The organism is Hydrogenophaga sp. GW456-12-10-14-TSB4, assembly GCF_059424305.1.
Genome location: NZ_JBWKZH010000012.1, coordinates 25,062 through 51,496, shown reverse-complemented (window position 1 = coordinate 51,496; position 26,435 = coordinate 25,062). Strand labels below are relative to the sequence as shown.

22 protein-coding genes are annotated in these 26,435 nt (G+C 69.2%); 6 read left to right on the top strand and 16 right to left on the bottom strand.

Translation table 11 applies throughout. The annotated features are described in order from the left end of the window. Nucleotides 1-35: 35 nt before the first annotated feature. Nucleotides 36-3,524: an indolepyruvate ferredoxin oxidoreductase family protein gene (locus tag AC07ZS_RS08665; protein WP_494798186.1), complete on the top strand. Its 3,489-nt coding sequence runs from the start codon at nt 36-38 to the stop codon at nt 3,522-3,524. After that, nucleotides 3,524-4,606, top strand: a complete 1,083-nt coding sequence (locus AC07ZS_RS08660; RefSeq protein ID WP_494798185.1) for a malate/lactate/ureidoglycolate dehydrogenase — start codon at nt 3,524-3,526, stop codon at nt 4,604-4,606. Before AC07ZS_RS08665 ends, AC07ZS_RS08660 begins: the two co-directional genes overlap by 1 nt. Here AC07ZS_RS08660 and AC07ZS_RS08655 read toward each other — a convergent pair. Then, entirely contained in the window at nt 4,603-5,976 is a 1,374-nt protein-coding gene (locus AC07ZS_RS08655) for an FAD-binding oxidoreductase (RefSeq protein WP_494798184.1), read from the bottom strand. The two genes, AC07ZS_RS08660 and AC07ZS_RS08655, sit on opposite strands and share 4 nt — an antisense overlap. Nucleotides 5,977-6,081: 105 nt before the next feature. Here AC07ZS_RS08655 and AC07ZS_RS08650 point away from each other — a divergent pair, with 105 nt between their 5' ends. Continuing rightward, complete coding sequence (locus AC07ZS_RS08650) at nt 6,082-6,783, top strand: Crp/Fnr family transcriptional regulator (protein WP_494798183.1); 702 nt, start codon at nt 6,082-6,084, stop codon at nt 6,781-6,783. A 7-nt stretch (nt 6,784-6,790) separates the two neighbouring features. On the opposite strand, the gene AC07ZS_RS08645 is transcribed toward AC07ZS_RS08650, so the two are convergent. The 10 genes from AC07ZS_RS08645 to AC07ZS_RS08600 form a co-directional block, all read right to left on the bottom strand. Beyond that, nucleotides 6,791-8,185: a TRAP transporter large permease gene (locus AC07ZS_RS08645; protein ID WP_494798182.1), complete on the bottom strand. Its 1,395-nt coding sequence runs from the start codon at nt 8,183-8,185 to the stop codon at nt 6,791-6,793. 18 nt (nt 8,186-8,203) lie between these two features. Then, nucleotides 8,204-8,746, bottom strand: a complete 543-nt coding sequence (locus AC07ZS_RS08640) for a TRAP transporter small permease subunit (protein WP_494798181.1) — start codon at nt 8,744-8,746, stop codon at nt 8,204-8,206. 5 nt (nt 8,747-8,751) lie between these two features. Beyond that, entirely contained in the window at nt 8,752-9,846 is a 1,095-nt protein-coding gene (locus AC07ZS_RS08635; RefSeq protein ID WP_494798180.1) for a TRAP transporter substrate-binding protein, read from the bottom strand. Nucleotides 9,847-9,902: 56 nt separating this feature from the next. Beyond that, nucleotides 9,903-10,685, bottom strand: coding sequence for an SDR family NAD(P)-dependent oxidoreductase (locus AC07ZS_RS08630; protein WP_494798179.1), 783 nt, complete (start codon nt 10,683-10,685; stop codon nt 9,903-9,905). A 480-nt stretch (nt 10,686-11,165) separates the two neighbouring features. Then, entirely contained in the window at nt 11,166-11,426 is a 261-nt protein-coding gene (gene minE, locus AC07ZS_RS08625; protein WP_297396670.1) for a cell division topological specificity factor MinE, read from the bottom strand. Nucleotides 11,427-11,429: 3 nt separating this feature from the next. Continuing rightward, the gene (gene minD, locus AC07ZS_RS08620; RefSeq protein WP_494798178.1) at nt 11,430-12,245 is read right to left on the bottom strand and encodes a septum site-determining protein MinD; all 816 of its coding nucleotides are present in this window, start codon (nt 12,243-12,245) and stop codon (nt 11,430-11,432) included. Nucleotides 12,246-12,282: 37 nt separating this feature from the next. Next, complete coding sequence (gene minC / locus AC07ZS_RS08615; RefSeq protein ID WP_494798177.1) at nt 12,283-13,056, bottom strand: septum site-determining protein MinC; 774 nt, start codon at nt 13,054-13,056, stop codon at nt 12,283-12,285. A 410-nt stretch (nt 13,057-13,466) separates the two neighbouring features. Next, entirely contained in the window at nt 13,467-14,078 is a 612-nt protein-coding gene (locus AC07ZS_RS08610) for a Spy/CpxP family protein refolding chaperone (protein WP_494798176.1), read from the bottom strand. A gap of 64 nt (nt 14,079-14,142) precedes the next feature. After that, entirely contained in the window at nt 14,143-14,697 is a 555-nt protein-coding gene (gene cueR / locus AC07ZS_RS08605) for a Cu(I)-responsive transcriptional regulator (protein WP_494798175.1), read from the bottom strand. 4 nt (nt 14,698-14,701) lie between these two features. Further along, on the bottom strand, nt 14,702-14,899 hold the full coding sequence (locus AC07ZS_RS08600; protein WP_494798174.1) for a cation transporter: 198 nt from the start codon (nt 14,897-14,899) through the stop codon (nt 14,702-14,704). 140 nt (nt 14,900-15,039) lie between these two features. Between AC07ZS_RS08600 and AC07ZS_RS08595 the strand changes: the two genes are divergently transcribed. Continuing rightward, entirely contained in the window at nt 15,040-17,364 is a 2,325-nt protein-coding gene (locus AC07ZS_RS08595; RefSeq protein ID WP_494798173.1) for a heavy metal translocating P-type ATPase, read from the top strand. 68 nt (nt 17,365-17,432) lie between these two features. After that, entirely contained in the window at nt 17,433-18,029 is a 597-nt protein-coding gene (locus AC07ZS_RS08590) for a hemerythrin domain-containing protein (protein WP_494798172.1), read from the top strand. Between the two features lie 4 nt (nt 18,030-18,033). Here the strand turns inward: AC07ZS_RS08590 and AC07ZS_RS08585 are convergent, their stop codons facing one another. Next, nucleotides 18,034-19,389, bottom strand: a complete 1,356-nt coding sequence (locus AC07ZS_RS08585; RefSeq protein ID WP_494798171.1) for a transaminase — start codon at nt 19,387-19,389, stop codon at nt 18,034-18,036. Between the two features lie 118 nt (nt 19,390-19,507). Here AC07ZS_RS08585 and AC07ZS_RS08580 point away from each other — a divergent pair, with 118 nt between their 5' ends. Next, nucleotides 19,508-20,728 (top strand): YbfB/YjiJ family MFS transporter, encoded by a 1,221-nt coding sequence (locus AC07ZS_RS08580; RefSeq protein WP_494798170.1) that lies wholly within the window; start codon nt 19,508-19,510, stop codon nt 20,726-20,728. 7 nt (nt 20,729-20,735) lie between these two features. On the opposite strand, the gene gstA is transcribed toward AC07ZS_RS08580, so the two are convergent. From gstA to AC07ZS_RS08560, 4 genes are all read right to left on the bottom strand, one after another. Further along, on the bottom strand, nt 20,736-21,341 hold the full coding sequence (gene gstA, locus AC07ZS_RS08575) for a glutathione transferase GstA (RefSeq protein WP_494798169.1): 606 nt from the start codon (nt 21,339-21,341) through the stop codon (nt 20,736-20,738). 86 nt (nt 21,342-21,427) lie between these two features. Further along, nucleotides 21,428-23,890, bottom strand: a complete 2,463-nt coding sequence (locus AC07ZS_RS08570) for a hypothetical protein (protein WP_494798168.1) — start codon at nt 23,888-23,890, stop codon at nt 21,428-21,430. 76 nt (nt 23,891-23,966) lie between these two features. Then, nucleotides 23,967-25,736 carry an ATP-binding response regulator gene (locus AC07ZS_RS08565; RefSeq protein ID WP_494798167.1) on the bottom strand — a complete coding sequence of 590 codons (1,770 nt, stop codon included), beginning with the start codon at nt 25,734-25,736 and terminating at the stop codon, nt 23,967-23,969. Then, nucleotides 25,733-26,413, bottom strand: coding sequence for a LuxR family transcriptional regulator (locus AC07ZS_RS08560; RefSeq protein WP_494798166.1), 681 nt, complete (start codon nt 26,411-26,413; stop codon nt 25,733-25,735). Before AC07ZS_RS08560 ends, AC07ZS_RS08565 begins: the two co-directional genes overlap by 4 nt. Between the last annotated feature and the right edge of the window lie 22 nt (nt 26,414-26,435).

Genomic DNA, 26,435 nt, shown 5'->3' with positions numbered 1-26,435 from the left:
ATAGCATGGGTCGGCACAACAGGAGACAAAACCCCATGAACACGCAAGCACCCCCACGGGCGGAAGCGACGCTGGACGACAAGTACACGCTGGAACACGGCCAGGTGTTCATGACCGGCATCCAGGCGCTGGTGCGCCTGCCGCTGGAACAGCGCCGGCGCGACCGCGCCGCCGGCCTGCGCACCGCCGGCTACATCTCGGGCTACCAGGGCTCGCCGCTGGCGGCGATCGACGGCGCGCTGCGCCGCGCCAAGGCCCACCTGGAGGCGGAGGACGTGCTGTTCCGCCCCGGCCTGAACGAGGAACTCGCGGTGACGGCTGCGGCCGGCACGCAGTACGTGAGCATGTTCCCCGGCGCGCGCGTCGACGGCGTGTTCTCCATCTGGTACGGCAAGGGCCCGGGCGTGGACCGCTCGGTGGATGCGCTGCGCCACGCCAACTGGGCCGGCACCAGCCGCCTGGGCGGCATGCTCGCGCTCGCCGGCGACGACCACGGCGCCAAGTCGTCCACCGTCGCGTGCTATTCGGACATCGTGTTCGAGTCCTGCGGCATGCCGGTGCTGTACCCGGCCAGCGTGCAGGAGATCCTGTCCTACGGCCTGCACGGCATCGCCATGAGCCGCTTCGCCAGCCTGTGCGTGGGCATGAAGCTGGTGACGGACATCGTGGAGAGCGCGGGCACGGTGGCGGTGAACACCGGGCACCCGGCCATCGTCGAGCCGACCGACCACGTGTTCCCGCCCGACGGCCTGGCCGTGCGGCCCTACGAGATGGCGCTGATCCCGGTCGAGGAACGGCTCTACCACGGGCGCCTGTACGCGGCGCTGGCCTACATCCGCGCCAACGGCCTCAACCGCATCGTGCACGAGGCGCCGGGCGCCACCGTGGGCGTGGTCTCGGCCGGCAAGTCGTACCAGGACGTGCGCAAGGCGCTGTACTCGCTGGGGCTGGACGAAGAGAAGGCCACCGCGCTCGGCCTGCGCATCCTGAAGCTGGGCGTGGTGTGGCCGGTGGAGCCCGAGATCGTGCGCCACTTCGCGCAAGGCCTCGACACGGTGGTGGTGGTGGAAGAGAAGCGCCCGCTGATCGAGCAGCAGGTGCGCTCCATCCTCTACGGCCAGGAGAAAGCGCCCCGCATCATCGGCAAGGTGAAGGACGGCCACATCTACGACGCGCAGCCGCGCTGGCTGTTTCCCAACTTCGGCGAGATCAGCGCCCACACCGTGGCCGGCCTGCTGGCCGAGTTGCTGGCGCACAAGGACCCCGGCCTGCCCGCGCGCGTGGCGCGCCTGCCGGCACCCGACCCCACGATCGCGCCCGCGATTCCCCGCACGCCCAGCTTCTGCTCGGGCTGCCCGCACAACCGCTCGACCAAGCTGCCCGAGGGCAGCCGCGCGCTGGCCGGCATCGGCTGCCACGGCATGCAGGTGTTCCTGGACCCGCAGAACTGCAAGACGGTGGCGCAGATGGGCGGCGAGGGCATGCACTGGATGGGGCAGCAGCCCTTCACCAGCGAGAAGCACGTGTTCGCCAACATCGGCGACGGCACCTACGCGCACTCGGGTTCGCTGGCGATCCGCCAGGCCGTGGCCTTCAACGCGCCCATCACCTACAAGCTGCTGGTCAACGGCTTCGTCTCCATGACCGGGGGCCAGGCCGTGATGGGCGGGCAGTCGATCGCGCAGCTGGTCGCCGGCATCCAGGCCGACGGCGTGCAGCGCATCGTGGTGGTGTCCGATCAGCCCGAGAAGTACCAGAAACCCGAGGACTCGGCCGGCGCGCCGGTGTTCCACCGCAGCGAGCTGGAGACCGTGCAGAAGGACCTGCGCGAGTACGTGGGCGTCTCGGTGCTGATCTACGAGCAGGCCTGCGCCACCGAGCGCCGCCGCCTGCGCAAGCAGGGCCAGTGGGACGACCCGCCCAAGCGCAGCTTCATCAACAGCGCGGTCTGCGAAGGCTGCGGCGACTGCGGCAAGGTCTCGACCTGCCTGTCGATCGAACCGCTGGACACGCCGCTGGGCCGCAAGCGCCGCATCAACCAGTCGTCCTGCAACAAGGACTTCACCTGTGTCGAGGGCTTCTGCCCGAGCTTCGTGACGGTGCACGGCGGGCGCCTGCGCCGGCCCGAGCAGGGCACGCAGGCGCGCCAGCCCTTCGAGGTGCCCGAGCCGGTGCTGCCGGTGCTGGAGCGCGGCTTCAACGTGCTGGTGGCGGGCATCGGCGGCACCGGCGTGGTCACCATCGGCCAGGTGCTGGCCATGGCCGCGCACATCGACGGCAAGGCCTGCCTGTCGCTGGACGTGATGGGCATGGCACAGAAGTACGGCGCGGTGTTCTCGCACCTGAACTTCGCGCCCGACGCGAGCCACCTGACCGCGCCGCGCATCGGCGCGGGCGAGGTGGACACGCTGATCGGCTGCGACCTGATCGTGGCCTCGGGCAATGAGCCACTGGCCGCGCTGGCGCGCGAGCGCTCGGCGGTGGTGGTGTGTTCGGACGTGATCGCCACGTCCGAGTTCGCGCGCAACACCGACTGGAGCGCCGACCCCGAGCGCCTGATCGACCGGCTGCGCTCGGCCGCCGGTGCGAACGCGGTGCGCACCGTCGAAGGCCAGCGCCTGGCCGTCGAACTCATGGGCGACGCGATCGCGACCAACATGCTGATGGTGGGCGTGGCCTGGCAGCTGGGCCGCATCCCGCTCTCGCGCGCGGCGATCGAGCGCGCGATCGAGCTCAACGGCGTGTCGGTGGACATGAACCGGCGCGCCTTCCAGTGGGGCCGCTGCATCGCGGCCGACGCCCAGCGCGTGGACGCGCCGGCCCGCAACGGCCAGGTGGTGGTGATGCACCGCCGCCCGGTGGAGCCACCGCTGGACCAGCTGGTGGCACAGCGCGTGGAGTGGCTCACCGACTACCAGAACGCCGCCCTGGCGCAGCGCTATGCGGCGCTGGTGGAGCGCGTGCGCCAGGCCGACCCGGCGCCCAAAGGCAAGCCCGCACTGGCCGCCGCCGTGGCCCAGGGCTACCACCGGCTGCTGGCGGTGAAGGACGAGTGGGAAGTGGCCCGCCTCTACACCCGCCCCGCTTTCCGCGAGGAACTGGCGCAGACCTTCGAGGGCGACTACCGGCTGCACTTCCACGTGGGCGCCTGGCCGTTCTCGCGCCAGCGCAATGCGCAGGGCCAGCCGGTGAAGGTGGAGCTCGGTCCCTGGCTGATGAAAGCCTTCCACGTGCTGGCACGCCTGCGCGGCCTGCGCGGCACGGTGCTCGACCCGTTCCGCGGCGGCGATGAGCGCCGGCTGGACCGCGTGCTGCTCGCGCGCTACGAGCAGGACGTGGCGATGCTGGTGCAGCACGTGAACGAAGACAACTACGCCGACGCCGTGGCGCTGGCCGCGCTGCCGCAGCGCATCCGCGGCTACGGCCATGTGCGCGCGGCCCAGGCCGCCACCGCCGCCGTGGAGCGCGAGCGCCTGCTGGCCGCGATCGCCACACCCCGTGAACCCCTGCGAAAGGTCGGCTGATGAGCAGCAATCCCCACACCCTTCCCGCCACCCTGGCCGAGCCCGCGCGCCTGCAGGCTTTCATGGCAGCGATCTTCACGGCCGCCGGCAGCAGCGAGGCCGAGGCCGCGCAGATCGCCGAGCACCTGGTCACGGCCAACCTCTCAGGCCACGACTCGCACGGCATCGGCATGCTGCCGACCTACATGCAGCACCTGCGCGAGGGCTTCGTGCACCCCGACCGCGTGCCACAGCGCGTGGGCGGTGCCGACCCCTTCGCGGTGTTCGATGGCCAGATGGGCTACGGCCAGCCGGTCACCAACCAGGTGATGGACCAGGCCGCCGACATCGCGCGCCGCCACGGCGTGGCCCTGATCACGCTGCGCAACGTGCAGCACGTGGGCCGCGTCGGTGCCTACGGCGAGCGGCTCGCCGCGCAGGGGCTGATGTCGATCCACTTCGTCAACGCGGTGTATTCCAACAACTGCGTGGCGCCCTTCGGCGGCAGCGACGCGCGCGTGATGACCAACCCGATCTGCATCGCCGTGCCCGGCCGCACGCCGCTGCTGCTGGACTTCGCGACCTCGGGCATCGCCCTGGGCAAGACACGCGTGGCCTACAACAAGGCGGTGGACGTCGCGCCCGGCCGCCTGATCGACCACACCGGCCAGCCCACCAACAACCCGGCCGTGATGTGGGAAGAGCCCAAGGGCGCGCTGCTGCCCTTCGGCGAGCACAAGGGCTGGGGCCTGTCCTTCCTGGCCGAGGTGCTGGGCGGCGTGCTCAGCGGCGGGCCCAACGCCAGCGAAGGGCCCGGCAGCCAGCGCGGCCTGGTCAACGGCCTGTTCTCCATCGTGATGGAGCCGGGTCGCCTGATCGACACCGGCTGGTTCGACGACACGGTGGCGCGCGTGACCGCGCACGTGAAGGCCTCGCCGGCGGCCGACCCGCAGGCCCCGGTGCGGGTGCCTGGCGAGCCCGAGCGCGACACACGCGCGCTGCGCTCAACCCAGGGCATCCCGGTGGACGCGACCACCTGGTCGCAGATCGTCGAGTGCGCGCGCGTGCTGGGCGTGCCCGCGCCGGATTTCCCCACGGCCTAGGCCAGCATCTTTCCGGGGTTGAGCAGGCCTTCCGGATCGAAGGCCTGCTTGAGCGCGCGCATGAGGTGCAGGCCGTGCGCACCGACCTCACCCTCCAGAAAACCCACCTTGTGCAGGCCCACGCCGTGTTCACCGCTGCAGGTGCCGTCCATGGACTGCGCCAGGCGCACGATGGCGGCGTTCAGGCGCTCGGCCTCCTCGACCTCGTGCGCCGCGGCCGGGTCCACCAGGATGGCGCAATGGAAGTTGCCGTCACCCACGTGGCCGCCGATGCTCGCGGGCAGGCTGGACGCATCGAGCAGGGCGCGCGCGCCGGCGATCGAGTCGGCCAGGCGCGAGATCGGCACGCAGGTGTCGGTGAGCACCGCGCGGCAGCCGGGGCGCGACTGCAGGATGGCGAAGAAGGCGGTGTGGCGCGCGTTCCAGAGCCGCGTGCGGTCCTCGGGGCGCTCGGCCCATTCAAAGTCCTGCCCGCCGTGTTCGGCGGCGATGGCCTGCACCGTGGCGGCCTGCTCGCGCACACCGGCCTCGCTGCCGTGGAACTCGAAGAACAGCGAATCGGCCTCGCGCAGTGCCGTCTTGCTGTAGGCGTTGATGGCGCGCAGGTTGGCCGCGTCGAGGTACTCGGCGCGCGCCAGCGGCACGCCGCACTGGATGGCCTCGATCACGGTGTCGATCGCCGCGCCCAGGCTGGGGAAGTTCACCACCGCCGCCGACATCGCGACCGGCACCGGATGCAGCTTCACCGTGACCTCGGTGATCAGGCCCAGCGTGCCTTCGGAACCGATGAACACACTCTTGAGGTCGTAGCCCGCGGCCGACTTGCGCGCCCGGCTGCTGGTGCGCAACACCTTGCCGTCGGCGGTGACGGCGTTGAGCGCGAGCACGTTCTCGCGCATGGTGCCGTAGCGCACCGCCGCCGTGCCCGAGGCGCGCGTGGCGCACATGCCGCCGAGGGTGGCGTCGGCACCCGGGTCCACCGCGAAGAACAGGCCAGTGGCTTTGAGCGCTTCGTTGAGCTGCTTGCGCGTGACGCCGGCCTGCACCGTGGCCGAGAGTTCCTCGGGGCGGATCGCGAGCACCTGGTTCATGCGCGAGAGGTCGAGCGAGAGCCCGCCGCGCACCGCGATCAGCTGGCCTTCGACCGAGGAGCCCGCGCCGTAGGGAATGACCGGCACGCCGTGCCGGCGGCACAGCGCGACGGCCTGCGCCACCTCGGCCTCGTCGAGCGCGTGCAGCACGGCATCGGGCGGTGGCGCGTCGAAGCGCGATTCGTCGCGCCCGTGCTGCTCGCGCAGGGCGCGCGCGGTGGAGAAACGGTCACCGAAACGCTCGGCCATCGCGGTCTGGAACTCGGCGGGCAGGTTCATGGGGTCTCCTTCTTGTGCGTCCTCATGCTAAGGCGCGGCTCGCGGTCCTGAATGTCAATCCCTATACTTTCCGTTCCCCCTCGAATTCCTGCGCAAAGGTCCCGCATGTCCGACTCCGAACGATCGTTGTGGATCGCCAAGCTCTCGCGCGATCCGTGGTTCGCCAGCCTGCGGCCCGAGATGGTGGACCAGATGCTCTCGCTGGCGGTGGAGCGCCGCTACCGGCCCGGGCAGGTGGTCTACAGCATCAACGCGCCGCCCTCGGGCATGTTCGGCGTGCTCAGCGGCAACGTGCGGCTCTCGGAGTACACACGCGACGGCAAGCTGATCCTGGCCGGGGCCTTCAGCGCGGGCGTGTGGTTCGGCGTCATCTCCGAGTTCGACGGCCTGCCCCGACCGCACACGGCCACGGCGGTGCAGCATTCGCGCGTGCTGCACCTGTCCAGCGCGGCGGTGCGCGAGCTCATGGCGACCGACTGGCGCAACTGCTTCGACCTCGGCCGCTGCGTGACCGCGCTGTACCGGCGCACGCTGCACAGCCTGTCCAACCTGCGCACCTTCGACTACCCGGCGCGCGTGGCGCAGTCGCTGCTGGCGATGTCGGACTACGAGATCGTCATCCGCAGCAGCGACGCCGATCCGCGCGTCACGCAGGACGACCTGGCCGCCGCCGTGGGCGTGACGCGCCAGACCATCCACAAGCTGCTGACCGACTGGGAGTCGCAAGGCATCATCGAGCGCGGCTACGGCCGCATCCGGCTCATCAACCAGCGCATGCTCTCGCGCATCGCGGCCTCGTCCGACTAGGGTCTGTTCATTCGTAGACCGGGATGGCGATCGAATCGAGCTTTTGCTCGATGACCTCGGCATCCAGCTTCTTGTCCTCCACGTGCCAGTAGGTCACGGACTGCGGCCACAGCACCACCACGACCACCACCACGAGCTGCAGCAGGATCCAGGGAATGGCGCCGAGGTAGATGTCCGAGCTCTTGACCGAGGGCGGTGCGATGCCGCGGATGTAGTACAGCGCGACACCGAAGGGCGGGTGCATGAAGCTGGTCTGCATCACCACGCACACCAGCACACCGAACCACACCATGTCGATGCCCAGGGCCTTGGCCGCGGGCGCCAGCAGCGGGATCAGGATGAAGGCGATCTCGAAGAAGTCGAGGAAGAACGCGAGCACGAAGATGAAGGCCGCGACGAACAGCAGGAAGCCGGTCTGGCCGCCCGGCAGGCTGGTCAGCAGGTGCTCGACCCAGTGGCCGCCGTCCATGCCGTGAAACACCAGTGTGAAGATGGTCGATCCCATGAGGATGAAGATCACCATGGTGGTGATGCGCATGGTGCTCTTGCAGGCGCTCCACAAGGTGTCGAGCGTGAGCCGGCGGTTGAGGGCCGCGAGCAGCATGGCGCCCACCGCCCCCATGGCGCCGGATTCGGTGGGCGTGGCCCAGCCGGCCAGGATGGTGCCCAGCACCAGGAACATCAGGCCGGCGGCAGGCAGCATGCCCATCAACACCTGGCCAACGAGCTTCCACTTCGGGCCACTGCGCACCTCGGCCGGCAGCGGCGGCATGTGGTGCGGCCGGAAGATCGCCACCACCGCGATGAACAACAGAAAGACGCCCACCTGCAGGATGGACGGGCCGATGGCGCCCAGGTACATGTCGCCGACCGAGCGACCGAGCTGGTCGGCCAGCACGATCAGCACCAGCGAGGGCGGGATGAGCTGCGTGATGGTGCCCGAGGCGGCGATCACGCCGGTGGCCAGCCGCATGTTGTAGCCGTAGCGCATCATCACCGGCAGCGAGATCACGCCCATGGCCACCACCGAGGCCGCCACCGTGCCGGTGATGGCGCCCAGCACCGCGCCCACGAGCACGACCGCGAAGGCCACGCCGCCGGGCACCGCGCCGAACAGCTTGCCCACCCCTTCGAGCAGGTCTTCGGCCAGCCGGCAACGCTCCAGCACCGCGCCCATCATGGTGAAGAACGGAATGGACCACAGCAGGTCGTTGGCCACGATGGCGTGAAAGCGCAGCGGCAGGGCGTGCAGGAAGCTCACGTCGAACTGCCCCATCCACACACCGATGGCGCCGAACATCAGGCCGATCGCCGCCAGCGAGAACGCCACGGGAAAACCGATGAGAAGAAAAACCACCATCACCGCGAACATCAGCGGCGGCATGAATCCGAACTCAAACATGGGCGTGGGTATCCTGGTTCACTGCTGGGGCTTTTCGTAGCTCAGGTCGACGTGCAGGCGACCCTGCAGGGCGGCGATGCGCTTGATCAGTTCGGACAGGCCTTGCAGGAAGAGCAAGGCGAAACCGATCGGGATCGTGGCCTTCGCGGGCCACATCGGCAGGCCACCCGCATTGGCCGAGACTTCGCCGCTGACATAGGCCACAGCGAACAGGTCCCAGGTCATCCAGCCCATCACCAGCGCGACCGGCAGGAGAAAACAGACGAGGCCGAAGCAGTCGATCAACAGGCGCGTGCGTTCGCTGCGCGCGCCGTAGAAGATGTCGATGCGGATGTGTTCGTTCAGGCGCAGGGCCTGCGCGCCGCCGAAGTACACGACGGCGCCGAACAGGATCATCTGCGCCTCGAGCCAGGCGTTGGAGCCCGCGTTGAGCCCGTAGCGCACGGTGGCCGTGCCCGCGCACACGAGCACGGCCACCAGCACCAGCGCACTGGCAAGGCGGCCGGCCCATTCGCTGACGCCGTCGATGAAGCGGCTGAACGCCAGGAACAGGTTCAGCATGGCACTCAGCGCTTGACGCGCACCGACTCGGCTTGCACGAAGTTGTCGTAAGACGACTCGGCCACCCGGAACCACAGCAGGGCATCCGCGCGGAAGGCCATGTAGTGGTCCATCACCTTCTTGAAGTTGGCATTCTTGGACGCGAGCTCGTCCATGTGCTCGAAGGTGGCCTTGTAGCCCGCGCTCATCACCTCGCGCGGGAAGGTCTTGATGTTCACGCCCAATGCGATCAGGCGCTTGAGTGCGGCCGCGTTCTTGGCGTCGTAGTTGTTGATGATGGCCTGCTCCTGTTCGCGCGCCACCGCCTGCACCGCGATCTTGTAGCGCTCGGGCAGCTCGGCCCACTTCTGCTGGTTGATGAAGTGGCCCACCTGCACGCTGCCTTCCCACCAGCCGGGGTAGTAGTAGTACTTGGCCACCTTGTGCATGCCGAGCAGTTCGTCGTCGATGGGGTTGGTGTACTCCGCCGCATCCAGCAGGCCGCGTTCGAGCGCCGCGTACACGTCACCCGCCGGCAACTGCTGGGGCGTGACACCCAGGCGCTGCATGACCTGGCCGCCGATGCCGCTGATGCGCATCTTCAGGCCCTCCAGGTCCTTGACGGTCTTGATTTCCTTGCGGTACCAGCCGCCCATCTGCGCGCCGGTGAAGCCCATGGGCACGTAGTGCACACCGTAGTTCGCGTGGAACTGGTTGAGCAGGTCCAGGCCACCGCCGGCGTACATCCAGGCCGCGTGCTGGCGTGTGTTCAGACCGAAGGGGATCGCCGAACCGAAGGCGAAGGTCGGGTCCTTGCCGTAGTAGAAGAAAGTGGCGGTGAAGCCGGCTTCCACCGCACCGCTCTGCACCGCGTCGAGCACCGCGAGGGGCGCGACGATCTCGCCCGGCCCGAAGAGCTGGATCTGGAACTTGCCATCGGTGAGCTCGCTCACGCGCTGGGCAAAGGCCTGCGTCATCGGGTACGAGGTGGCCAGGGTCTTCGGGTAACTCGACACCCAGCGCCATTTGACACTCGGGTTCTGCTGCGCGATGGCAGGCGCACCCATGACGGCGCCAGCAGCGCCCACGCCGGCGGTTACCGCGAACTTTCTACGGTCCATTGCTTGTCTCCTGTGGTGGTGTGCCGCGCCTTGTCGCCGCGCGGCGGGGCGAAGGATCAGACGACCGGGCAGCTGCCGCCGTCGACGTTGATCGCGATACCGGTGAGGTAGCCCGCGCCTTCGGTGCCCAGGAACAGGGCGGTGCTGGCGAACTCTTCCGCGCGGCCCAGGCGACCCAGCGGAATGGTCTTGCCAAATTCCGAGGTAAACACGTCGTAGGGCTTGTCGGGTGCGATCTCGCTGTGCCACTTGCGCGTCTGCTCGGAGTCGATCAGGCCGACCAGCAGGGCATTGACCAGGATGTTGTGCGGGCCGCCTTCGCCCGAGAGCACCTTGGTGAGCGCCATGCCGGCGGCGCGCGAGACCGAGGTCGGCGCGGTACCGGCGGCAGGTGCCTTGGCAAAGGTGTTGAGCACGTTGATGATGCGGCCCCAGCGGCGTTCCTTCATGCCGGGCCAGACCATGCGCGTCATGCGGATGGCGGCGAACAGCTTGAGGTCGAGGTCCGACTGCCAGATCTCGTCGGTGATGCCCTCGAAGCTGGAGACCTGCGACTTGCCGGCGTTGTTGACCAGCACGTCGACGCGGCCGAAGGCCTTGTGGATGTCACCGTAGGCACGCTCGATGTCGGCGGCCGAAGACACGTCGCACACCACGGACAGGACCTTGCCCTGGGCCACGGCCTCGATCTTGGCCCGCGCTTCGTCGAGCTGGCTGGCGCGTCGCGCGAGGATCACCACGTCCGCGCCGGCTTCTGCGTACGCCTTCGCGGTCGCCAGACCCAGACCCTGACTGCCGCCCGTGACTGCGACCACGCGACCTTCGACTGATTGCTTCATGCTTGTCTCCTTCTTGTGAATCTGTCGCCCACCGTCGAGGGGGTTCGTGGGGGCGGGCTGGAGCGCATGGTAGTGCGGGCCGCGCGGCGCAAATGTATGCGCATTGACATTGTGAAAATTTCGTGCCCGCGGCCCGCCCCGAGGAGGCGGATTCGTCCGTTTCGACGATGCAGGACCGCCGCGACAGAGCGTCGCGGCGGTGAAAGAAAAGGCGGCGTTGCTCGGCCCAGTTTTGCCCACAACCGGCCCAGAGGATAAGCCTGACAGTCTGAAACCGCGTCCCCGCATCACGCAGAAACACAGCAGCGCCGCAAAACACGGGGGTTGGCGGCGGCTCGCACCGGAACACCATCCCCACTGAGGATGGAGTCTAGGAAGCGGCGGATGTTCCGCGCATTCGCGGCATGGAATGGGTGGTGGGCCACCCGAAACGGCAGATTGGCGGTTCGAGCTGCACCAACGCGCCCGAATCGCCGCCGATCACTTGCGGTCGGGCAGCTCGATCTTGACCTCGAGCACGTCCAGGTTGTCCTGGCGGTCGAGCTGGACCTTGATGTCGTCCGGGTTGATCTTGATGTACTTGCCGATCACGGCCACCAGCTCGCGTTGCAGCGCGGGCAGGTAGTCGGGCTCGGAAGCGCTGCGCCCGTTGCGTTCGTGCGCCAGGATGATCTGCAGACGCTCCTTGGCGACGCTGGCGGTTTTCTTCTTTTCACCCAGCAGGAAGGACAGGATCGACATGCCTTACTTCCCTCCGAACAAGCGCTTGAAGAAGCCCACTTTTTCGGCCTCGATGAAGCGCAGCGGCTTTTCAGCGCCCAGGAACCGGTCAATCACATCGCTGTAGGCCTCGGCCACGTCCGTGCCCTTGAGGTGGATCGCCGGCATGCCCTGGTTGGACGCGGTCAGCACGCTTTCGCTTTCCGGGATCACACCGATCAGCTTGATGCGCAGGATGTCCTGGATGTCTTCGAGCGAGAGCATCTGGCCGTCGGCCACGCGGCCGGGGTTGTAGCGGGTGATCAGCAGGTGTTCCTTGATCGGCTCCTTGCCGTCGATGGCGCGCTGCGTCTTGCTGCCCAGCATGCCCAGGATGCGGTCGGAGTCGCGCACGCTGGAGACCTCGGGGTTGGTCACGACCAGGGCCTCGTCGGCGTAGTGCATGGCCATGAGCGCACCGGTTTCGATGCCGGCCGGGGAGTCGCAGATGATGTACTCGAAGCCCATCTCGGCGAGGTCGGTCAGCACCTTGTGCACGCCTTCCTGGCTCAGGGCGTCCTTGTCGCGCGTCTGGCTGGCGGCCAGCACGAACAGGTTGTCGCACTGCTTGTCCTTGATGAGGGCCTGGTTCAGGTTGGCCTCGCCCTGGATGACATTGATCAGGTCGTACACCACGCGGCGTTCGCAGCCCATGATCAGGTCCAGGTTGCGCAGGCCGACGTCGAAGTCGATGACGGCGGTCTTGTGGCCGCGCAAGGCCAGGCCGCTCGCAAAGCTGGCGCTGGTGGTGGTCTTGCCCACGCCGCCCTTGCCGGAGGTGACGACAACAATCTTGGTCATGGTGAAAGTCCTTCGATTCGAATAAAGAGGGTCGGTCTCAGACGCCGATGGCGTCGATCACGAGTTTGTCGCCGTCGGGGCCGGGCACCAGGCGAACCTGGGCGGTCTTGCCCAGGACCGATTCGGGCAGGGCCACTTCGCTGGTGCGGTAAATGCCGGCGATGGAAATGAGTTCAGGCGCCATGGACAGCGCGAAGATGCGCGCCTCGCCATAGCCGCGCGCGCCAGCGATGGCCTTGCCGCGCAGCGGCGCGTAGACGTGGATGTTGCCGTCGGCAATCACCTCGGCGCCGGGATTGACCATGGCCATGACCACCAGGTCGCGGCCGCGCGCGTAGACCTGCTGTCCGGAACGCAGGGGCTTGTCGATCACCAGCGCACCGGGGATAGGAAGCGGGACCGGCTGGGCCACCGCCACCGGTTCGGGCGCGGCGGTCTCGGTGGTTGCCGTCGAAGGTGCGGCCCGCTGCACCGTGGCGTCGGGTGCGGGCGTGAGGCCTGCAGCAACGGCCAGCGCGGTCTGCTCGATGGTGCCCCCGCGCACGGCCAGGGGCCTCAGGCGGTGCTGGCGCAGCAAGGTCTGCAGCGCGCCGAAGTCGGGCAGGGCATGGGCCTCGGCCACGTTCAGGGGGTGCAGGTCGATGACCACCGGATCGTGGTCAAAGAAATCGGGCATGTCGCCGAAGCGCTGGGCGAATTCCTCGGCCAGCAGGTCCAGGTTGGACGACTTGAGCATCAGCGCCACCAGCGGCAGGTGGGCACTCTTGATTTCAAAGGTGGCGGGCGCGTTCCCTGCGAGGGCGACAGACATGGGCGAAACAGATCCAAAAACGGGCCAGCCGCAGGAACGCCGGGTCGGCAGGCTTGACTGTGAAGCGGCGCATCTTACCAGCCGGGTCGGTGCGTTTCGACAGGGAACGCTGCGCAGGTGTCAGGGCATGTTTCCATCGCCCGACCGAAGGTTTTGCACAAACATGTTGATAACTTTTTAACAAATACCTAGTTATCCACAGAAAAATGCCTGAACGGTGTTTTATCCCCGTTGGCGTTCACCAGAAACCGGTTCCTTCACACAGGCTTCTGAGTGAGACAAGTCTTTGATGCAGAAAGAAAAAGGGCGCTTGTCCACACAGAACAGCGCCCTCTACTACTACTGCTATTTTTAAATAAAGACTTATATGGATAAGAAAGCGGGAGCCCTGCGCCGCTTCGCGGCCCCGTTCAGACCGGTTTTTTCATGCCGGGATGGTCGCCATGGTGCCGGTGGTGACCGCCGTGGTCGCGGTGCATGCCGGCGCGCTGGAAGCCTCCAAGGTGTTTTGAATCAAACACTTTTTGTTGATCGGCGTTCAAAACGGCGTAGAAGCTCTTGATCGCGTCCACGCGCTTGGCCATCGCGGCGTCGCGTTCGGCTTTCAGGGCCTGCATCTTGTCCAGGCGCTGGGGCGTGGTCAGCTTGGACCAGTCTTCCCGCTCGCCGCGGCGCGGCATCGCGCCAGCCTGGGGCTGGGTGCGGGCGATGAAGGCGTTCCAGGCCGGTTCCTGTTCAGGGGTGAGCTTGAGCTCGGCCTTGAAGGCGGCCTGGCGTTCGGCCATCTTCTTCTGCATCTGGGCGTGGCGCTCAGCGCGTTTCTGCTCGCGTTGCTCGGCCGTGGGGGCTGCGGGCTTGACGGCGGGCTTCGGAGCCGCCTGGACCACGGTATCGGCCTGCGCGATGACGGTGTTGGGGGTGGGGGACAGGGCCGAGGCCTGCACAAGGGCGGTGGCGAAGGTGCCCACCAGGGCGGTGGCCAGGGTGGTGGCGATCAGCGCGCGTTTCGGAAGCGATTTCATGAGGACTCCTGGTGACTGTTGAGGACGATCTCCACAGGACAAGGGGTCTGGCTGCGGAGTGGTTTCAGTGTCTGGCGCGCGTGTTTCCGCCCCGTGCCGCCGAAGTGGCGGGTTTGTAAAGTTTTGTGCTGCTTTTTGCAGCAACTGTGCAAGCGGGATGGCTGAGGTCGTCGAGGATCGGGCAGTCGGGCCGGTCGTCGCCGGGGCACAGGTGCAGCAGCTGGCCCAGGGTGCGCTGCATGGCCTGCAGCGCTTCGATGCGCTCGGCCAGTTCGTCCAGGTGTTTCTGCGTGATGCGCTTGACGCTGGCGCTGCTGCGCCGGCGGTTGTGCCACAGGCTGACCAGTTCGGTGATGGCGTCCAGACTGAAGCCCATGTCGCGCGCGCGGCGGATGAAGCGCAGCGTGTGCACGTCGGCCAGGCTGTACTGGCGGTAGTTGCTGTCGGTGCGCGGCACGGCGGCGAGCAGGCCCAGGCTCTCGTAATGGCGCAGCATCTTGGGCGAGATGCCGCTAAGCTGCGCCGCCTTGCCAATGCTGACCGGCCAGCGGATCAGCGCATCGCCCGGGTCTGGCTCACCGGTGGAAGCCAGCGTGTGGAGAAGGCGGTCGGCCGGCATGGGGTCAGGCCGTGACGGTGTAGCCTTCTTCGCGGATCGCTTCGGCCAGGGCCTCGCGCGTCTGCGTGCTGTCCACTTCGACCTTGTTCTGGCTGCGGTCGATGCGGATCTCGGCCTGGGGGTCGAGCAGCTTGATCGCGGTGGTCACGGATTTTTCGCAGTGGCCGCAGGTCATGCCCTGGACGTCGAGGATCTGTTTCATGTGATTTCCTTCGGGGTTGATTGGAAGATGAAGCCATTGTGATCCTTGACATGGTGTCAAGGTCAAGGGGGATCGGTGTTGGTCACAGTTAGCAACAAGCGCTTGACCTTCCCATCGTGGTAAAGCTTATGCTGACCTTCATGAACACGGTCACTGCCCCTGCCGACGCCGGTGCGTCCTTCTCCACCTATCCGCTCACCCAGATCGACCTGGGCATTGGCGGCATGACCTGCGCCTCGTGTGTGACGCGGGTGGAAAAGGCCTTGCGCAAGCAACCCGGTGTGAACGACGCCACCGTGAACCTCGCCACCGAGTCGGCGCGCGTCACGCTCAGCGGCGTGGACGAGGCCGAGTCGCTGGCGCGCATCAAGCGCGCGGTGCGCGACGCGGGCTACGAGCCGCGCACGCTGGAGGCGATGGACGAGGTGGACACCGAGCGCGTGATGGGCGTGCCGCGCGACGCGCTGCCGGTGTTGATCGGTGTGCTGCTGTCGGCGCCGCTGGTGGTGCCCATGGTCGGAGACCTGTTCGGGCAGCACTGGATGTTGCCGGCCTGGATCCAGTTCCTGCTCGCCACGCCGGTGCAGTTCGTGCTCGGCGCGCGCTTCTACCGCGCCGGCTGGCACGCCCTCAAGGCGCGCACCGGCAACATGGAACTGCTGGTGGCGATCGGCACCACCGCCGGCTGGGCGCTGTCGACCTGGTTGTGGTGGCGCGCCGAAGCGGGTGAGATGCCGCACCTGTACTACGAAGCCTCGGCGGTGGTGATCACGCTGGTGCTGCTGGGCAAGTGGCTGGAGGCCCGCGCCAAGCGCCAGACCACGGCGGCCATCCGTGCGCTGCACGCGCTGCGGCCCGATCGCGCCCACCTGTTGCCCGACGGCATCCGCCGCACCGAGACCACGGATGTGGCGGTGGACGAGCTGCTGCCCGGTGACGTGATCCGTGTGTTGCCGGGCGAGCGCTTCGCGGCCGACGGCACGGTGGTGCAGGGCCACACGCAGGCCGACGAATCCATGCTGACCGGTGAGTCCCTGCCCGTGCCCAAGGACGTGGGCGACGCGGTGACTGGCGGTTCGCTCAACGGCGAAGGCGCGGTGGACGTCCGGGTGCGCGCGGTCGGCGCGCAAAGTGTGCTGGCCCAGATCATCGGCCTGGTGCAGGACGCGCAGGCCGGCAAGGCGCCCGTGCAGCGCATGGTGGACCAGGTCGCGGCGGTGTTCGTGCCGGTGGTGCTGGTGATCGCGCTGGTCACGCTGCTGGGCTGGTTGTGGACCGGTGCGCCGATGGAAGAGGCGCTGTTGCACGCGGTGGCGGTGCTGGTGATTGCCTGCCCCTGTGCGCTGGGCCTGGCCACGCCGGCGGCGATCATGGCCGGCACCGGGGTGGCGGCGCAGCACGGCATCCTGATCAAGGACGCGCAGGCGCTGGAGATCGCGCACAAGGTCGACACGGTGGCTTTCGACAAGACGGGCACGCTGACCGAGGGCCATCCGCGCCTGACGGTGATCGAGGCTGCGCCGGGCGTGGACGAGATCGCCGTGCTGCAGGTGGCGGCCGCGATGCAGGCCCAGAGCGCGCACCCGCTGGCGCGCGCGGTGCTGGAAGCCGCCGCGTCGCGTTCGATCGAGGTGGCGGCGGATGCCGCACAGGACGTGCAAGCGGTGTCGGGCCGGGGCAGCCAGGGCCGCGTGAACGGTGCGCTGCTGGCCTTGGGCAGCCTGCGCTGGATGGGCGAGCTCAAGGTGGTGTTGGGGCCGCTGGAAGAGCGTGCGAGGGTCTTGCAGGCCGACGGCGCGACGGTGTCGGTGCTGGCCAGCCAGACGCCGGCCCACGGCACGGCGGCCGCCACCTGGTCGCCGCTGGCCTTGCTGGCGTTCGGCGACGAACCCAAGGTTGGTGCGGCCGAGGCCATTGCCGGTTTGCGGGCTCAGGGCATGCGCCTGTTCATGGTGTCGGGCGATAACCGGGGCGCGGCCTTGGCGATGGCTGCGCGGCTGGGCCTGCGCGCGGACCACGACGAGGTGATTGCCGAGGTGCTGCCGGGTGACAAGGCGACGGTGGTGCGCAAGCTGCGCGCGGCCGTGGTGGGGGACCGCCTGCACACCGTGGCCATGGTGGGCGACGGCGTCAACGATGCCCCCGCACTCGCCGCCGCCGACGTGGGCATGGCCATGAGCCACAGCCAGGGCGCCAGTGCCGATGTGGCCATGCATGCCGCCGGCATCACGCTCATGCGCGGCGACCCGCTGCTGGTGGCGGCCGCGCTGGACATTTCGCGCCGCACGGTGCGCAAGATCCGGCAGAACCTGTTCTGGGCTTTCGCCTACAACGTGGCGGGCATCCCGCTGGCGGCGCTGGGCTTTCTCAGCCCGGTGGTGGCCGGCGCGGCCATGGCGCTGAGCTCGGTGAGCGTGGTGAGCAACGCCTTGCTGCTCAAGCGCTGGAAGCCGCCGCAACGCTGAGGCTTGACGCACGTCAAGGCGCGTGCGCGGCCATCGCGCCAAGATCGGGGCTCCTGCAGGAGACTCCCATGACACACGACGCCGTGCGCGTGATCCTCGATGAACACGCCAGCCTGAGCGCAATGTTGCAAACCCTGTCGCAGATGGTGCGGCTGGGCCCCGACGCGTCCGGCTCGGGCAGCCCCGAGCGCTACTTCGATGTGCTGCGCGCGATGCTGTTCTACATCGACGCCTTCCCCGAGAAGAACCACCACCCGAAGGAATCGAACCTGCTGTTCCCGCGCCTGGCGCGGGCCGCGCCGCAGCTGATGCGCACCATCGAGCAGCTCGAGCGCGATCACATGAGCGGCGAGATGCGGGTGCGCGAGCTGATGCACCTGCTGATGGCCTGGGAGTACATGGGCGAGCTGCACCGGCCCGCGTTCGAGGCCGAGGTCCAGCGTTACGTGGGCTTCTACCTGGAGCACATGCGGCTGGAGGAAACCGACCTGTTGCCGGTGGCCGAGAAGGTGCTGAGCGAAGCCGACTGGGAGGTGCTGGACGAAGCCTTTACCCGGCACTCGGACCCGCTGAACCCGCGCAAGCCACGCGACCCGCAGTTCGACCGCCTGTTCACCCGCATTGCCTTGCGCGCGCCCGCGCCCTTGGGGTTGGGCGAGGCCTGAAGACTCAGCCGGCCGCGAGCGCGGCGAGCAGGGCGTCGAAGACCTGCAGCAGCTGGTCCACGTCCTGCGCGGTGGTGGCGGGCGAGGCCAGCATCATGCTGTGGAAGGGCGTGAGCAACACGCCCCGGTTGAGCATGAAGAGGTGGGTGAGCGCTTCGAGTTCGGCCTGCGCGTGATCGCGCACGTCTTGTGCGTTGCGCGGGGTGTGCGGCATGAACTGCAGTTCCATGCGCGCGCCCAGGCGCGTCACCGTCCAGGGCATGGCGGCGTGGGCGATGCGATCGCGCAGGCCGGCTTCGAGCCGTTCGGCCTGCGCCCGCATGGCGGTGTAGCTGGCGTCGGTGTGCAGGTGGTGGAGCGCGGCCTCCAGCGCCGCGAGCGTGAGGGCATTGCCCGACAGCGTGGTGCCGATGCCGCTGTGGCCTTCGGGGGCGGTGTCCTTGGCCGCGGCCATCCGGTCGGCCATCTCATCCGTGAAGCCGTAGACCGCGCAGGGCAGGCCGCCGGCCACGGCCTTGCCGACCACCAGGAAGTCCGGCGCCAGCCCATGGGCGCGCGCATAGCCACCGAGCGCGGTGGAGATGGTGTGGGTTTCGTCGCACACGAACAGCGTGCCGTGCTGGCGACACAACGCACGCGCCGCGTCCCAGAAACCGGGTGCCGGCGGCACCAGGCCGAAGTTGGTGAGCGCGGGCTCAGCCAGCAGGCAGGCCACATCGCCCTGCGCGAGCGCGGCTTCGAGCGCGGGCAGGTCGTTGAAGGGCACGACGCGCGTGAAGGTGGCGTGGTTGTGCACCTGGCCAAGCACCGAGGGGCGCGGCAGCGTGCGGCCAGTGGCGGGGTCGAGGTCCACCAGGGTGTCGTCCACGGCGCCGTGGTAACAGCCGTCGAACACCAGCAACTGAGGTCGGCGGGTGACGGCGCGGGCCCAGCGCAGCACGAAGCGGTTGGCGTCGCTGGCGGTCAGCGCCATCTGCCATTTCGGCAGGCCGAACACGCGTTCCAGACCTGCTCCCACCGTCACCGCATTGGCCGCTGGCAGCATGCAGGTGAGGCCCTGCGCGGCCTGTTGGGCGATGGCCTGGGCCACCGGTGCTGGGCTGTGGCCGAACATGGCGCCGGTGTCGCCGAGGCAGAAGTCGGTGTGGTGCAAGCCGTCCACGCAGGTGAGCGAGACGCCTTGCGCTTCCCGCACGAACAGCGCAGCGGGGCTGGGCCAGTCGCGCATCCAGTGCAGGGGCACGCCGAACAGGTAGTGCGCCTGCGCGGCCTGGGCCAATGCCAGGGATTGCGGGTGGGTGGCGATGAAGCGTTCGCGTTCGGCCTGCTGAAGCGCAGCGATGTGTCTGGGGTCGGGCATGGCGCCAGCTTAAGCGCGGCGGCGTGGCGCGGGGCCGCCGCGTGGCAGTGGACATTTCGTTGCGCGCCGAATTGGCACCGGCGCCGATGGGCGCGGCTTGAACCACAATGGCCCAGCCATGAACCCACGCACCGAACCCGCCTCTCTCACCGACGTGCCCGACACCACGCCTTACGTGCGGCTCGCGCTGGCGCTCTCGCTGGGCGCAGCGGTGTCGCTGGGCATCACGCGCTTCGCCTACGGCCTGCTGCTGCCGCCGATGCGCGAGGACCTGGGCTGGAGCTACACGCTGGCCGGCGCCATGAACACCTTCAACGCGCTGGGCTACCTGATCGGCGCGCTGGCCACGCCCTGGCTGATGCGGCGCTTCTCGCCCACCGGGTTGCTGCTCGCAGGCTCGCTGCTGGCCTCGCTGTTCATGGGCCTGAGCGGGTTCTTCACGGCCGCCGCGCCCTTGCTTGCGCAGCGCCTGCTGGCCGGTGTGGCCAGTGCCCTGGTGTTCATCGCGGGCGGTCTGCTGGCGGCGCGGCTGGGCGCGCGCCAGCCCGGGCGCAGCGGCTTTCTGCTGGGGCTGTACTACGGCGGCACGGGGCTGGGCATCGTGGTGTCGGCGCTGGGTGTTCCACCGGTGTTGGCGGCGGCCGTGTCGCAGCCGCACGGCTGGGCCTGGGCCTGGTGGGGGCTGGCGCTGGTCTGCCTGCTGGCCACGGCGCTCATGGTCTGGCCCGCGCGTGTGCTGGCGGTTCACGCGGCACCGGCGGCCGGTGCGCAGGCGGGTCACGGGCGCGTGTTCCGCGTGCGCGACTTCGCTTTCTCGCTCGCGGGTTACGCGGGTTTCGGCGTGGGCTACATCGGCTACATGACCTTCGTGATCGCGCTGCTGCGCGAGCAGGGCAGCTCGTCGGGGGCGATTACGCTGTTCTACGCGCTGCTGGGGGCCGCGGTGGTGGCCTCGTCGCGCATCTGGGCCGGCCTGCTGGACCGGCACCGCGACGGCCAGGCGCTGGCGCGGCTCAACGCCTTGCTGGGCGTGGCGGCCATCGTCCCGGCGCTGACCGGCAGCTGGCTGCTGGTGCTGGCCTCGGGCCTGGTGTTCGGTGGGGTGTTTCTCTCGGTGGTGGCGTCGACCACCGCGCTGGTGCGGCACAACCTGCCGCCCGCGCAATGGGCCGCGGGCATCAGCGCCTTCACCATCGTGTTCGCGGCCGGCCAGATCGTCGGCCCCACGGTGGTGGGCTTCATCGCCGACGGCCCGGGCGGCCTGGCGCGCGGCCTGGTGTTCTCTGCCGTCGCGCTGTGGCTGGGCGCGGCGCTGGCCTGGCGCCAGCGCGCGCTCTGAGCCGGCTTTAGATCAGGCCTTCGGCCTTCATGGCGGCCTGGACAGCAGGCCTTGCACCGACGCGGGCGCGGTAGGCCGTGAGGTTGGCCAGGTCGGTGATGTCCACGCCCACGCGCGGCGCCCAGTTGGTGACGGTGAACAGGTAGCCGTCGGCCACGCTGAAGTCGTTGCCCAGCAGGTACTGCTTGCCGGCGAGTTCACCGTCGACCCACTTCAGGCGCTGGCCCAGCCGGGCCTTGGTGGCGGTCTTCACCTCGTCGGGCGTGGCCGGGTTGAACAGGGGCGAGAAGCCCTTGTGCACCTCGGTGCCGATGAAGTTCAGCCAGGATTGCATCTGGTAGCGCGCCAGCGTGCCGTTGGCCGGGGCCAGGTTCTTCTGTGGCACCTGGTCGGCGATGTATTGCACGATGGCCGGGCCTTCGCGCAGGCGCTCGCCGCCGTCGAGTTCGAGCAGCGGCACATAGCCCAGCGGGTTGATGGTGTAGTAGTCGGTGCCGTCGGGCAGCTGGTGCGTCTTGGTCGGCGCAGGGATCGCCTCGAAGGCCAGACCGGCTTCGTGCAGGGCGATGTGCGGGGAGAGCGAGCAGGCGCCCGGGGAGTAGTAGAGCTTCATGTGTGGTCGTCCTCAGGAAGGCGACGCCGGATGGCGGCGCCGGGCCCGATGCTATACCGGCGCCCGGGTCCGCCTGCAGCGAGGGTTTACCGGAACACGTTGGCCCAGATGTCCAGGCGCGCGCTGACGGTGTCCTGGTCCCACACCACGATGGCGTTGCCGTTGGCGTCCATCGCCACCGAGCAGCTGTTGACGCCTCCGGTGTTCACCGCGTCCAGCAGCACCGGTGCGCTCCAGGTGCTGGTGGTGGCGCTGTGGTGGCTGCCGTAGAGGTCGCGGTGGTTGCCGCCGGACAGGGTGTGGCTCCAGACCACGGTGGCGTTGCCGGCCGGGTCCATGGCCACCTGGGGGTCGCCCTGGCTGTCGCTCGCGCCCAGCGGGGTGTCCAGCCGCACCGCCGTGCCCCAGGCGCTCGCGCCCGCGCGGCGGCGCGCCCAGGTCTGCAGGCCGTCGGCCAGCGATTCCTGCCAGACCGCTGTGGCCGTGCCGTTGGCGTTCATGGCGATTCGGACCCGGGCAGCGGAGTCCGCGGCGCCCGACAAGGGTTCGGCCGCGCCCCAGGTGCCACCCGCGTAGCGCCGCGCGAACACGGTGGACGTGGTGGTGGCCGTGCCCTGCGACCAGACAGCGACGGCATTGCCGCTGGCATCCGCCGCGAGGGACGGCGCGCCCAGGCTGAAGCTGGTGTTGCTCTCGTCCAGGTGGTCTGCGCTGGACCAGCCGATGCCGTTGAAGCGGTTGTGGAACAGGCGCGGGACGCCGCCGCTGATCTGGGACCAGACGGCCAGGGCGCTGCCGTTGGCGAACACCTGGATCTGCGCATCGGAGGCGTTGCCGGTGCCACCGTCGATGGACGAGGTGCTCATGTCCCAGGTGCCGCCCTGCAGGCGTCCGCTGCGCACACGCTCGAAGTTGCCGTCGTGCTGGATCCAGATCGCGCGGGCCACGCCACTGGCGTCGATGCCGATCTGCGGCGCGCGCGCCTGGCCGGCGTTGCCTTCCACGTCCTGTGGCGCGCCCCAGGTGCCGGCGCTGTAGCTGGCGGCGACCACGCCGCGGCGGGAGACGATGTTTTCCCGCACCCAGATGGCGACGGCGTTGCCCGCGCTGTCCACCGCGATCCGGGGCTCGGTGGCGTTGCCCGAGTTGTCGTCGATCACCTGCGGCATGCCCCATCCACCGCCGGGGGTGTAGCGCGCGGCCCAGACGTTGTCGAAGCTGCCGTTGCCCTGGGCCCAGACCGCGAAGGCGTTGCCCTGGCTGTCGGTGGCGACCACGGGGTTGTACGCCCGGCCGGGGTCGTTCGATTCGATCAACGTCGCGCCCTGCCAGCTCTGGGCCGAGCCGGCCGAGCAGTTCACGGCGACGTTGTTCACGTCGGCGTTGGCCGTGCCGCTGCCGTTTTGCACGGTGCAGGTCTGGCCGGCCGGCTGGGTGCCGACGGTGACGTTGTAGGGCACGCCGGTGGCGACCGGCGTGGGGAAGGTGAACGGGCCGTCGGCGTTGATGGCGAGGTCGTCCGCGCCGTTGTTGCGCAGCACCACGGTGCCGGCGAGGCCGCTCACGTTGCCGCCGACGGTCTGGGTGGTGGTGGGCACCGGCACGGCCACGTTGATGACCGTGGCGTCGTAGTACCTGGCCTGGAAACCGTCGCCGCGCTGGCAGGCCACGTAGGTGGCGACCACGTGGCGGCCCTGGTCGAGGTGGCTGAGCGCGAGCACCGGCAGCACGGTGGTGCCGCCCGCGCCGCGCCCACCATGGGCGCCCTGCGTCAGGCCGATGTTCGCCTGGTCGTACAGCGTTTCCACCACCTGCGGGTTGCGGTCGAGCTGGCGGCGAATCATGGTGACGCGGGCGCTCGCGCAACTGGGCCAGAGGTTGTAGACCGCGGTGAAGGTCAGCGTGGCGGCGGCGTCGAGCCGGTAGGAGCCGCCCGAGCTGTTGTAGGCGTTGGAGTAGCCGGTGAGCGTGAGGGCGTTGCCGGGGTTGGCCACCACGCTGGTGTGCCCGCGCGGCGAGAAGCAGCGGTCGGGGTTGGGTGGGTCGGCGGGGTTGGAGCTGCAGGCCCCGATCACCATGCCCCACGAGAAGGTGTTGCGCCGCACGCTGGCGAAGCCGCCGGCCAGGGTGGCCTCGCTCTCCTGCCAGTCGGCGTCGGTGGAGGCCATCCAGGCGGTCGGGTCGACAGTGCCGGCCGGCACGGGCAGGCGGATCGTCACCGGGGTCTCGAAGGCGATGCCGTGCGGTGTGAACTCGTAGGTGGCCGCCGGTGCGGGCCAGAAGGCATCGCGCATCGGTGCGCCTGCGCCGGAACGCGCGATGCCGATGGTGGTGTTGCTGCGCAGCGCACCGGGCGGGATGATCACCTGGGCGCCGTCGGGGCCGGTGACGGTGCCGCCGGCCGGGCCGATCACCGCCGAGACGCGCTCGATCGCGGGTGGTGTCTCGGTGCCGCTGCCTCCGCCGCAGGCGCTGAGCAGCGCGAGCAGCACACAGGCCATGAGCCACAGCGGAAAGGACAGGCGCGGGGATGGTGTGACAGCCAACATGAAGACCTCCGGGCGGTGTGGGTGCCCTTGGCTTGGCACGATAGGCAAAGCCCGGCACCGACGACAGTGCCGAAAGTCACGACGTGGGCGGAGGTGGCGCGAGGTGGGCCAGGGCCTGCAGCAGCCGCTCAGGGTCAACGGGTTTGAACAGCACCGGCACGCCCGAGTCGCGCACGCGTTGCAGGCGTTCGGGGGCGGTCTCGCCGGTGATCAGCAGCACGGGCAGGGTGAGGCCGAAGCGCGTGCGCAACCGCTGCGAGGCGGCCAGGCCGTCGGCGCCTTCGGCCAGGCGGTAGTCGCACACCAGGGCATCGAAGGGCTGCCGCCGCGCGGCGGCGGCCTGCAGGGCGAGCGCGGCGCCGTCCTCGTCGCGCGCGGTCTCCGAGGCCACGCCCCAGGCCTGCAGGAAGGCGCTCAGCGCGTCGGTGATGTCGGCCTCGTCGTCGACCAGCAGCACGCGGCGCGGCAGTGCCTGGCTGGCCGCCAGGGAGGCCGGCCGGGTGTAGAGGGTGGGCTCGGGCGTGGGCTTGACGCGAGGCACGGTGACCCGGAAGCGCGTGCCATGGCCGGGCCAGGAGCGCAGGCGCACCGGGTGGTTCAACAGCAGGGAGAGCCGGCGCACGATGGACAGGCCGATGCCCAGGCCGCGCGTGCGGTCGCGCCCGGGGTTGTCGACCTGGTAGAACTCGTCGAACACGCGGTCGCTGTGTTCGGGCGCGATGCCGATGCCGGTGTCGACCACGTCGATCCAGACCTGCGCGCCGCGCGGCCGCGCCACCACCAGCACGCCGCCGCGTGGTGTGTACTTGATGGCGTTCTCGATCAGGTTGCCCAGCAGGCGCTGCAGCAGGTGCGGGTCGGTGCGCACCCACAGCGGCGTGGCGCGCAGGCGCAGCTGCAGTTCGCGTTCTTCGGCGCGCGAGGCGAACGAGGGGTGCAGGGCCTGCAGCACGGTGTTGAGCGGCACGTCCTGCACATCGGCCTCGATCACACCCGCGTCCAGGCGCGAGACGTCGAGCATGGTGTCCAGCGAGGTGCCCAGCGAATGCACCGCGCCCATGAGGCGCTGCGCGTGGGTGTGCGCGGGCTGGCCTTGCAGCGCCTTGTCGAGCACCGCGCCGAAGAGGGCGATGGCGTGCAGCGGCTGGCGCAGGTCGTGGCTGGCGGCGGCGAAGAAGCGCGTCTTCTCCTCGCTGGCGCGCTGGGTGGCGGCCATCTGCTGCTCGAGCTGTTCGGCCAGCGCCTCTTTCTCGAAGCGCATCTGCAGCGAGGCGGTGAGCAGCTCGTGCTGGCGGCGCGCGAAGTGCAGCATGGCGGCCAGGTAGATGCCGGCGCAGGCCGCGAGGAAGAGGTGGGTGGTGCCGCCGTGCCAGAGCAGGGCCGAGATCAGGCCGGCCATCATGGGCAGCGCGAAGGCCAGCACCGAGACCCAGCGCGGTGCCACCGAGGGCACGCCGCCGCTGACCAGGCCGAGCATGATGAGCATGAGCAGCGTGGTCATGGGCAGGTCATCGGCCGGCATGAACAGCCAGGGCGCCAGGCCCCAGGTGGCGCTGTAGTAGAGCAGCTCGCGCCACTGCCGCCGGGCCCAGAAGGCGCTGCGCGCGGCGGCCTGGGGGTCGCGAAAGTAGGCGTGGATGAGCGGGTAGCGCAGCACCTGGATGGTGTGCAGGCCCAGCCACACGAAGACCATGGGGTCGCGCAGTTGCCACCAGAACAGCGCGCACAGGGCCCAGGCGAGCACCGTGTCGGCGACGGTGGAGCTCAGCGAGGTGGCGTACAGGGCGGCGACCTGCTCGCGCAGCACGCGCTGCTGCGTCAGGTCGCCGGTGTGCGGTTCCGTCACCGCAACAAGCTGATGAGTTGCGCGCGGGAGCGCACGCCGAACAGCAGCAGCAGCGCCGAGACGTGGTTCTTCACCGTGCCTTCGCTGAGGTGCGCGCGCTCGGCGATGTCGCGGTTGGACTGGCCGGCCAGCACCCACTCCAGCACCTGGGCCTGGCGCTCGGTGAGCTGCAGCGATTCGCCGTCGGCGTTGCGCACGTGGCGCAGCACGGGCTGGGCCGCCGGCTCGGGCGCCGGTGCGGGGCCGAACAGCCCGAGCGAGCGGATGTAGCCGATGACTTCCTTGAGGTCGCCCGACTTGGCGAGGTAGGCGCGCGCACCGCGCGAGAGGGCGTGTCGCATCAGGCCGGGGTCGTTCACGCCCGAGAGCACCACCACCGGCGCTTCGGGGAAGGCTTTGACGAAGGCGGTGAGGCCGGAGAGGCCGTGGGCGTCGGGCAGGTGCAGGTCCAGCAGCACCAGGCCGATGCGCTGCCGGTACTGGGCGTAGAGCTCCAGCGCCTCCTGCAGCGTGCGCGATTCCAGCACCTTGATCTTGCGCCCGCTGTCGGTGGCGTGGGCCTGCACCAGGGTGAGCAGGCCCAGGCGCAGCAGGTCGTGGTCGTCCACCACCAGCAGGCCGGTGGCGCCGTGCGGGTCGGGCGCGGCGTGGGCGGGCGGGGCAACCAGGGCGTGCATGGTGAGGCATCGTAGGTCCTGG

Coding starts and splice junctions, on each gene's coding strand:
- AC07ZS_RS08665 (WP_494798186.1), top strand. CDS start 36: ATGAACACGCAAGCACCCCCACGGGCGGAAGCGACGCTGGACGACAAG.
- AC07ZS_RS08660 (WP_494798185.1), top strand. CDS start 3,524: ATGAGCAGCAATCCCCACACCCTTCCCGCCACCCTGGCCGAGCCCGCG.
- AC07ZS_RS08655 (WP_494798184.1), bottom strand. CDS start 5,976: ATGAACCTGCCCGCCGAGTTCCAGACCGCGATGGCCGAGCGTTTCGGT.
- AC07ZS_RS08650 (WP_494798183.1), top strand. CDS start 6,082: ATGTCCGACTCCGAACGATCGTTGTGGATCGCCAAGCTCTCGCGCGAT.
- AC07ZS_RS08645 (WP_494798182.1), bottom strand. CDS start 8,185: ATGTTTGAGTTCGGATTCATGCCGCCGCTGATGTTCGCGGTGATGGTG.
- AC07ZS_RS08640 (WP_494798181.1), bottom strand. CDS start 8,746: ATGCTGAACCTGTTCCTGGCGTTCAGCCGCTTCATCGACGGCGTCAGC.
- AC07ZS_RS08635 (WP_494798180.1), bottom strand. CDS start 9,846: ATGGACCGTAGAAAGTTCGCGGTAACCGCCGGCGTGGGCGCTGCTGGC.
- AC07ZS_RS08630 (WP_494798179.1), bottom strand. CDS start 10,685: ATGAAGCAATCAGTCGAAGGTCGCGTGGTCGCAGTCACGGGCGGCAGT.
- minE (WP_297396670.1), bottom strand. CDS start 11,426: ATGTCGATCCTGTCCTTCCTGCTGGGTGAAAAGAAGAAAACCGCCAGC.
- minD (WP_494798178.1), bottom strand. CDS start 12,245: ATGACCAAGATTGTTGTCGTCACCTCCGGCAAGGGCGGCGTGGGCAAG.
- minC (WP_494798177.1), bottom strand. CDS start 13,056: ATGTCTGTCGCCCTCGCAGGGAACGCGCCCGCCACCTTTGAAATCAAG.
- AC07ZS_RS08610 (WP_494798176.1), bottom strand. CDS start 14,078: ATGAAATCGCTTCCGAAACGCGCGCTGATCGCCACCACCCTGGCCACC.
- cueR (WP_494798175.1), bottom strand. CDS start 14,697: ATGCCGGCCGACCGCCTTCTCCACACGCTGGCTTCCACCGGTGAGCCA.
- AC07ZS_RS08600 (WP_494798174.1), bottom strand. CDS start 14,899: ATGAAACAGATCCTCGACGTCCAGGGCATGACCTGCGGCCACTGCGAA.
- AC07ZS_RS08595 (WP_494798173.1), top strand. CDS start 15,040: ATGAACACGGTCACTGCCCCTGCCGACGCCGGTGCGTCCTTCTCCACC.
- AC07ZS_RS08590 (WP_494798172.1), top strand. CDS start 17,433: ATGACACACGACGCCGTGCGCGTGATCCTCGATGAACACGCCAGCCTG.
- AC07ZS_RS08585 (WP_494798171.1), bottom strand. CDS start 19,389: ATGCCCGACCCCAGACACATCGCTGCGCTTCAGCAGGCCGAACGCGAA.
- AC07ZS_RS08580 (WP_494798170.1), top strand. CDS start 19,508: ATGAACCCACGCACCGAACCCGCCTCTCTCACCGACGTGCCCGACACC.
- gstA (WP_494798169.1), bottom strand. CDS start 21,341: ATGAAGCTCTACTACTCCCCGGGCGCCTGCTCGCTCTCCCCGCACATC.
- AC07ZS_RS08570 (WP_494798168.1), bottom strand. CDS start 23,890: ATGTTGGCTGTCACACCATCCCCGCGCCTGTCCTTTCCGCTGTGGCTC.
- AC07ZS_RS08560 (WP_494798166.1), bottom strand. CDS start 26,413: ATGCACGCCCTGGTTGCCCCGCCCGCCCACGCCGCGCCCGACCCGCAC.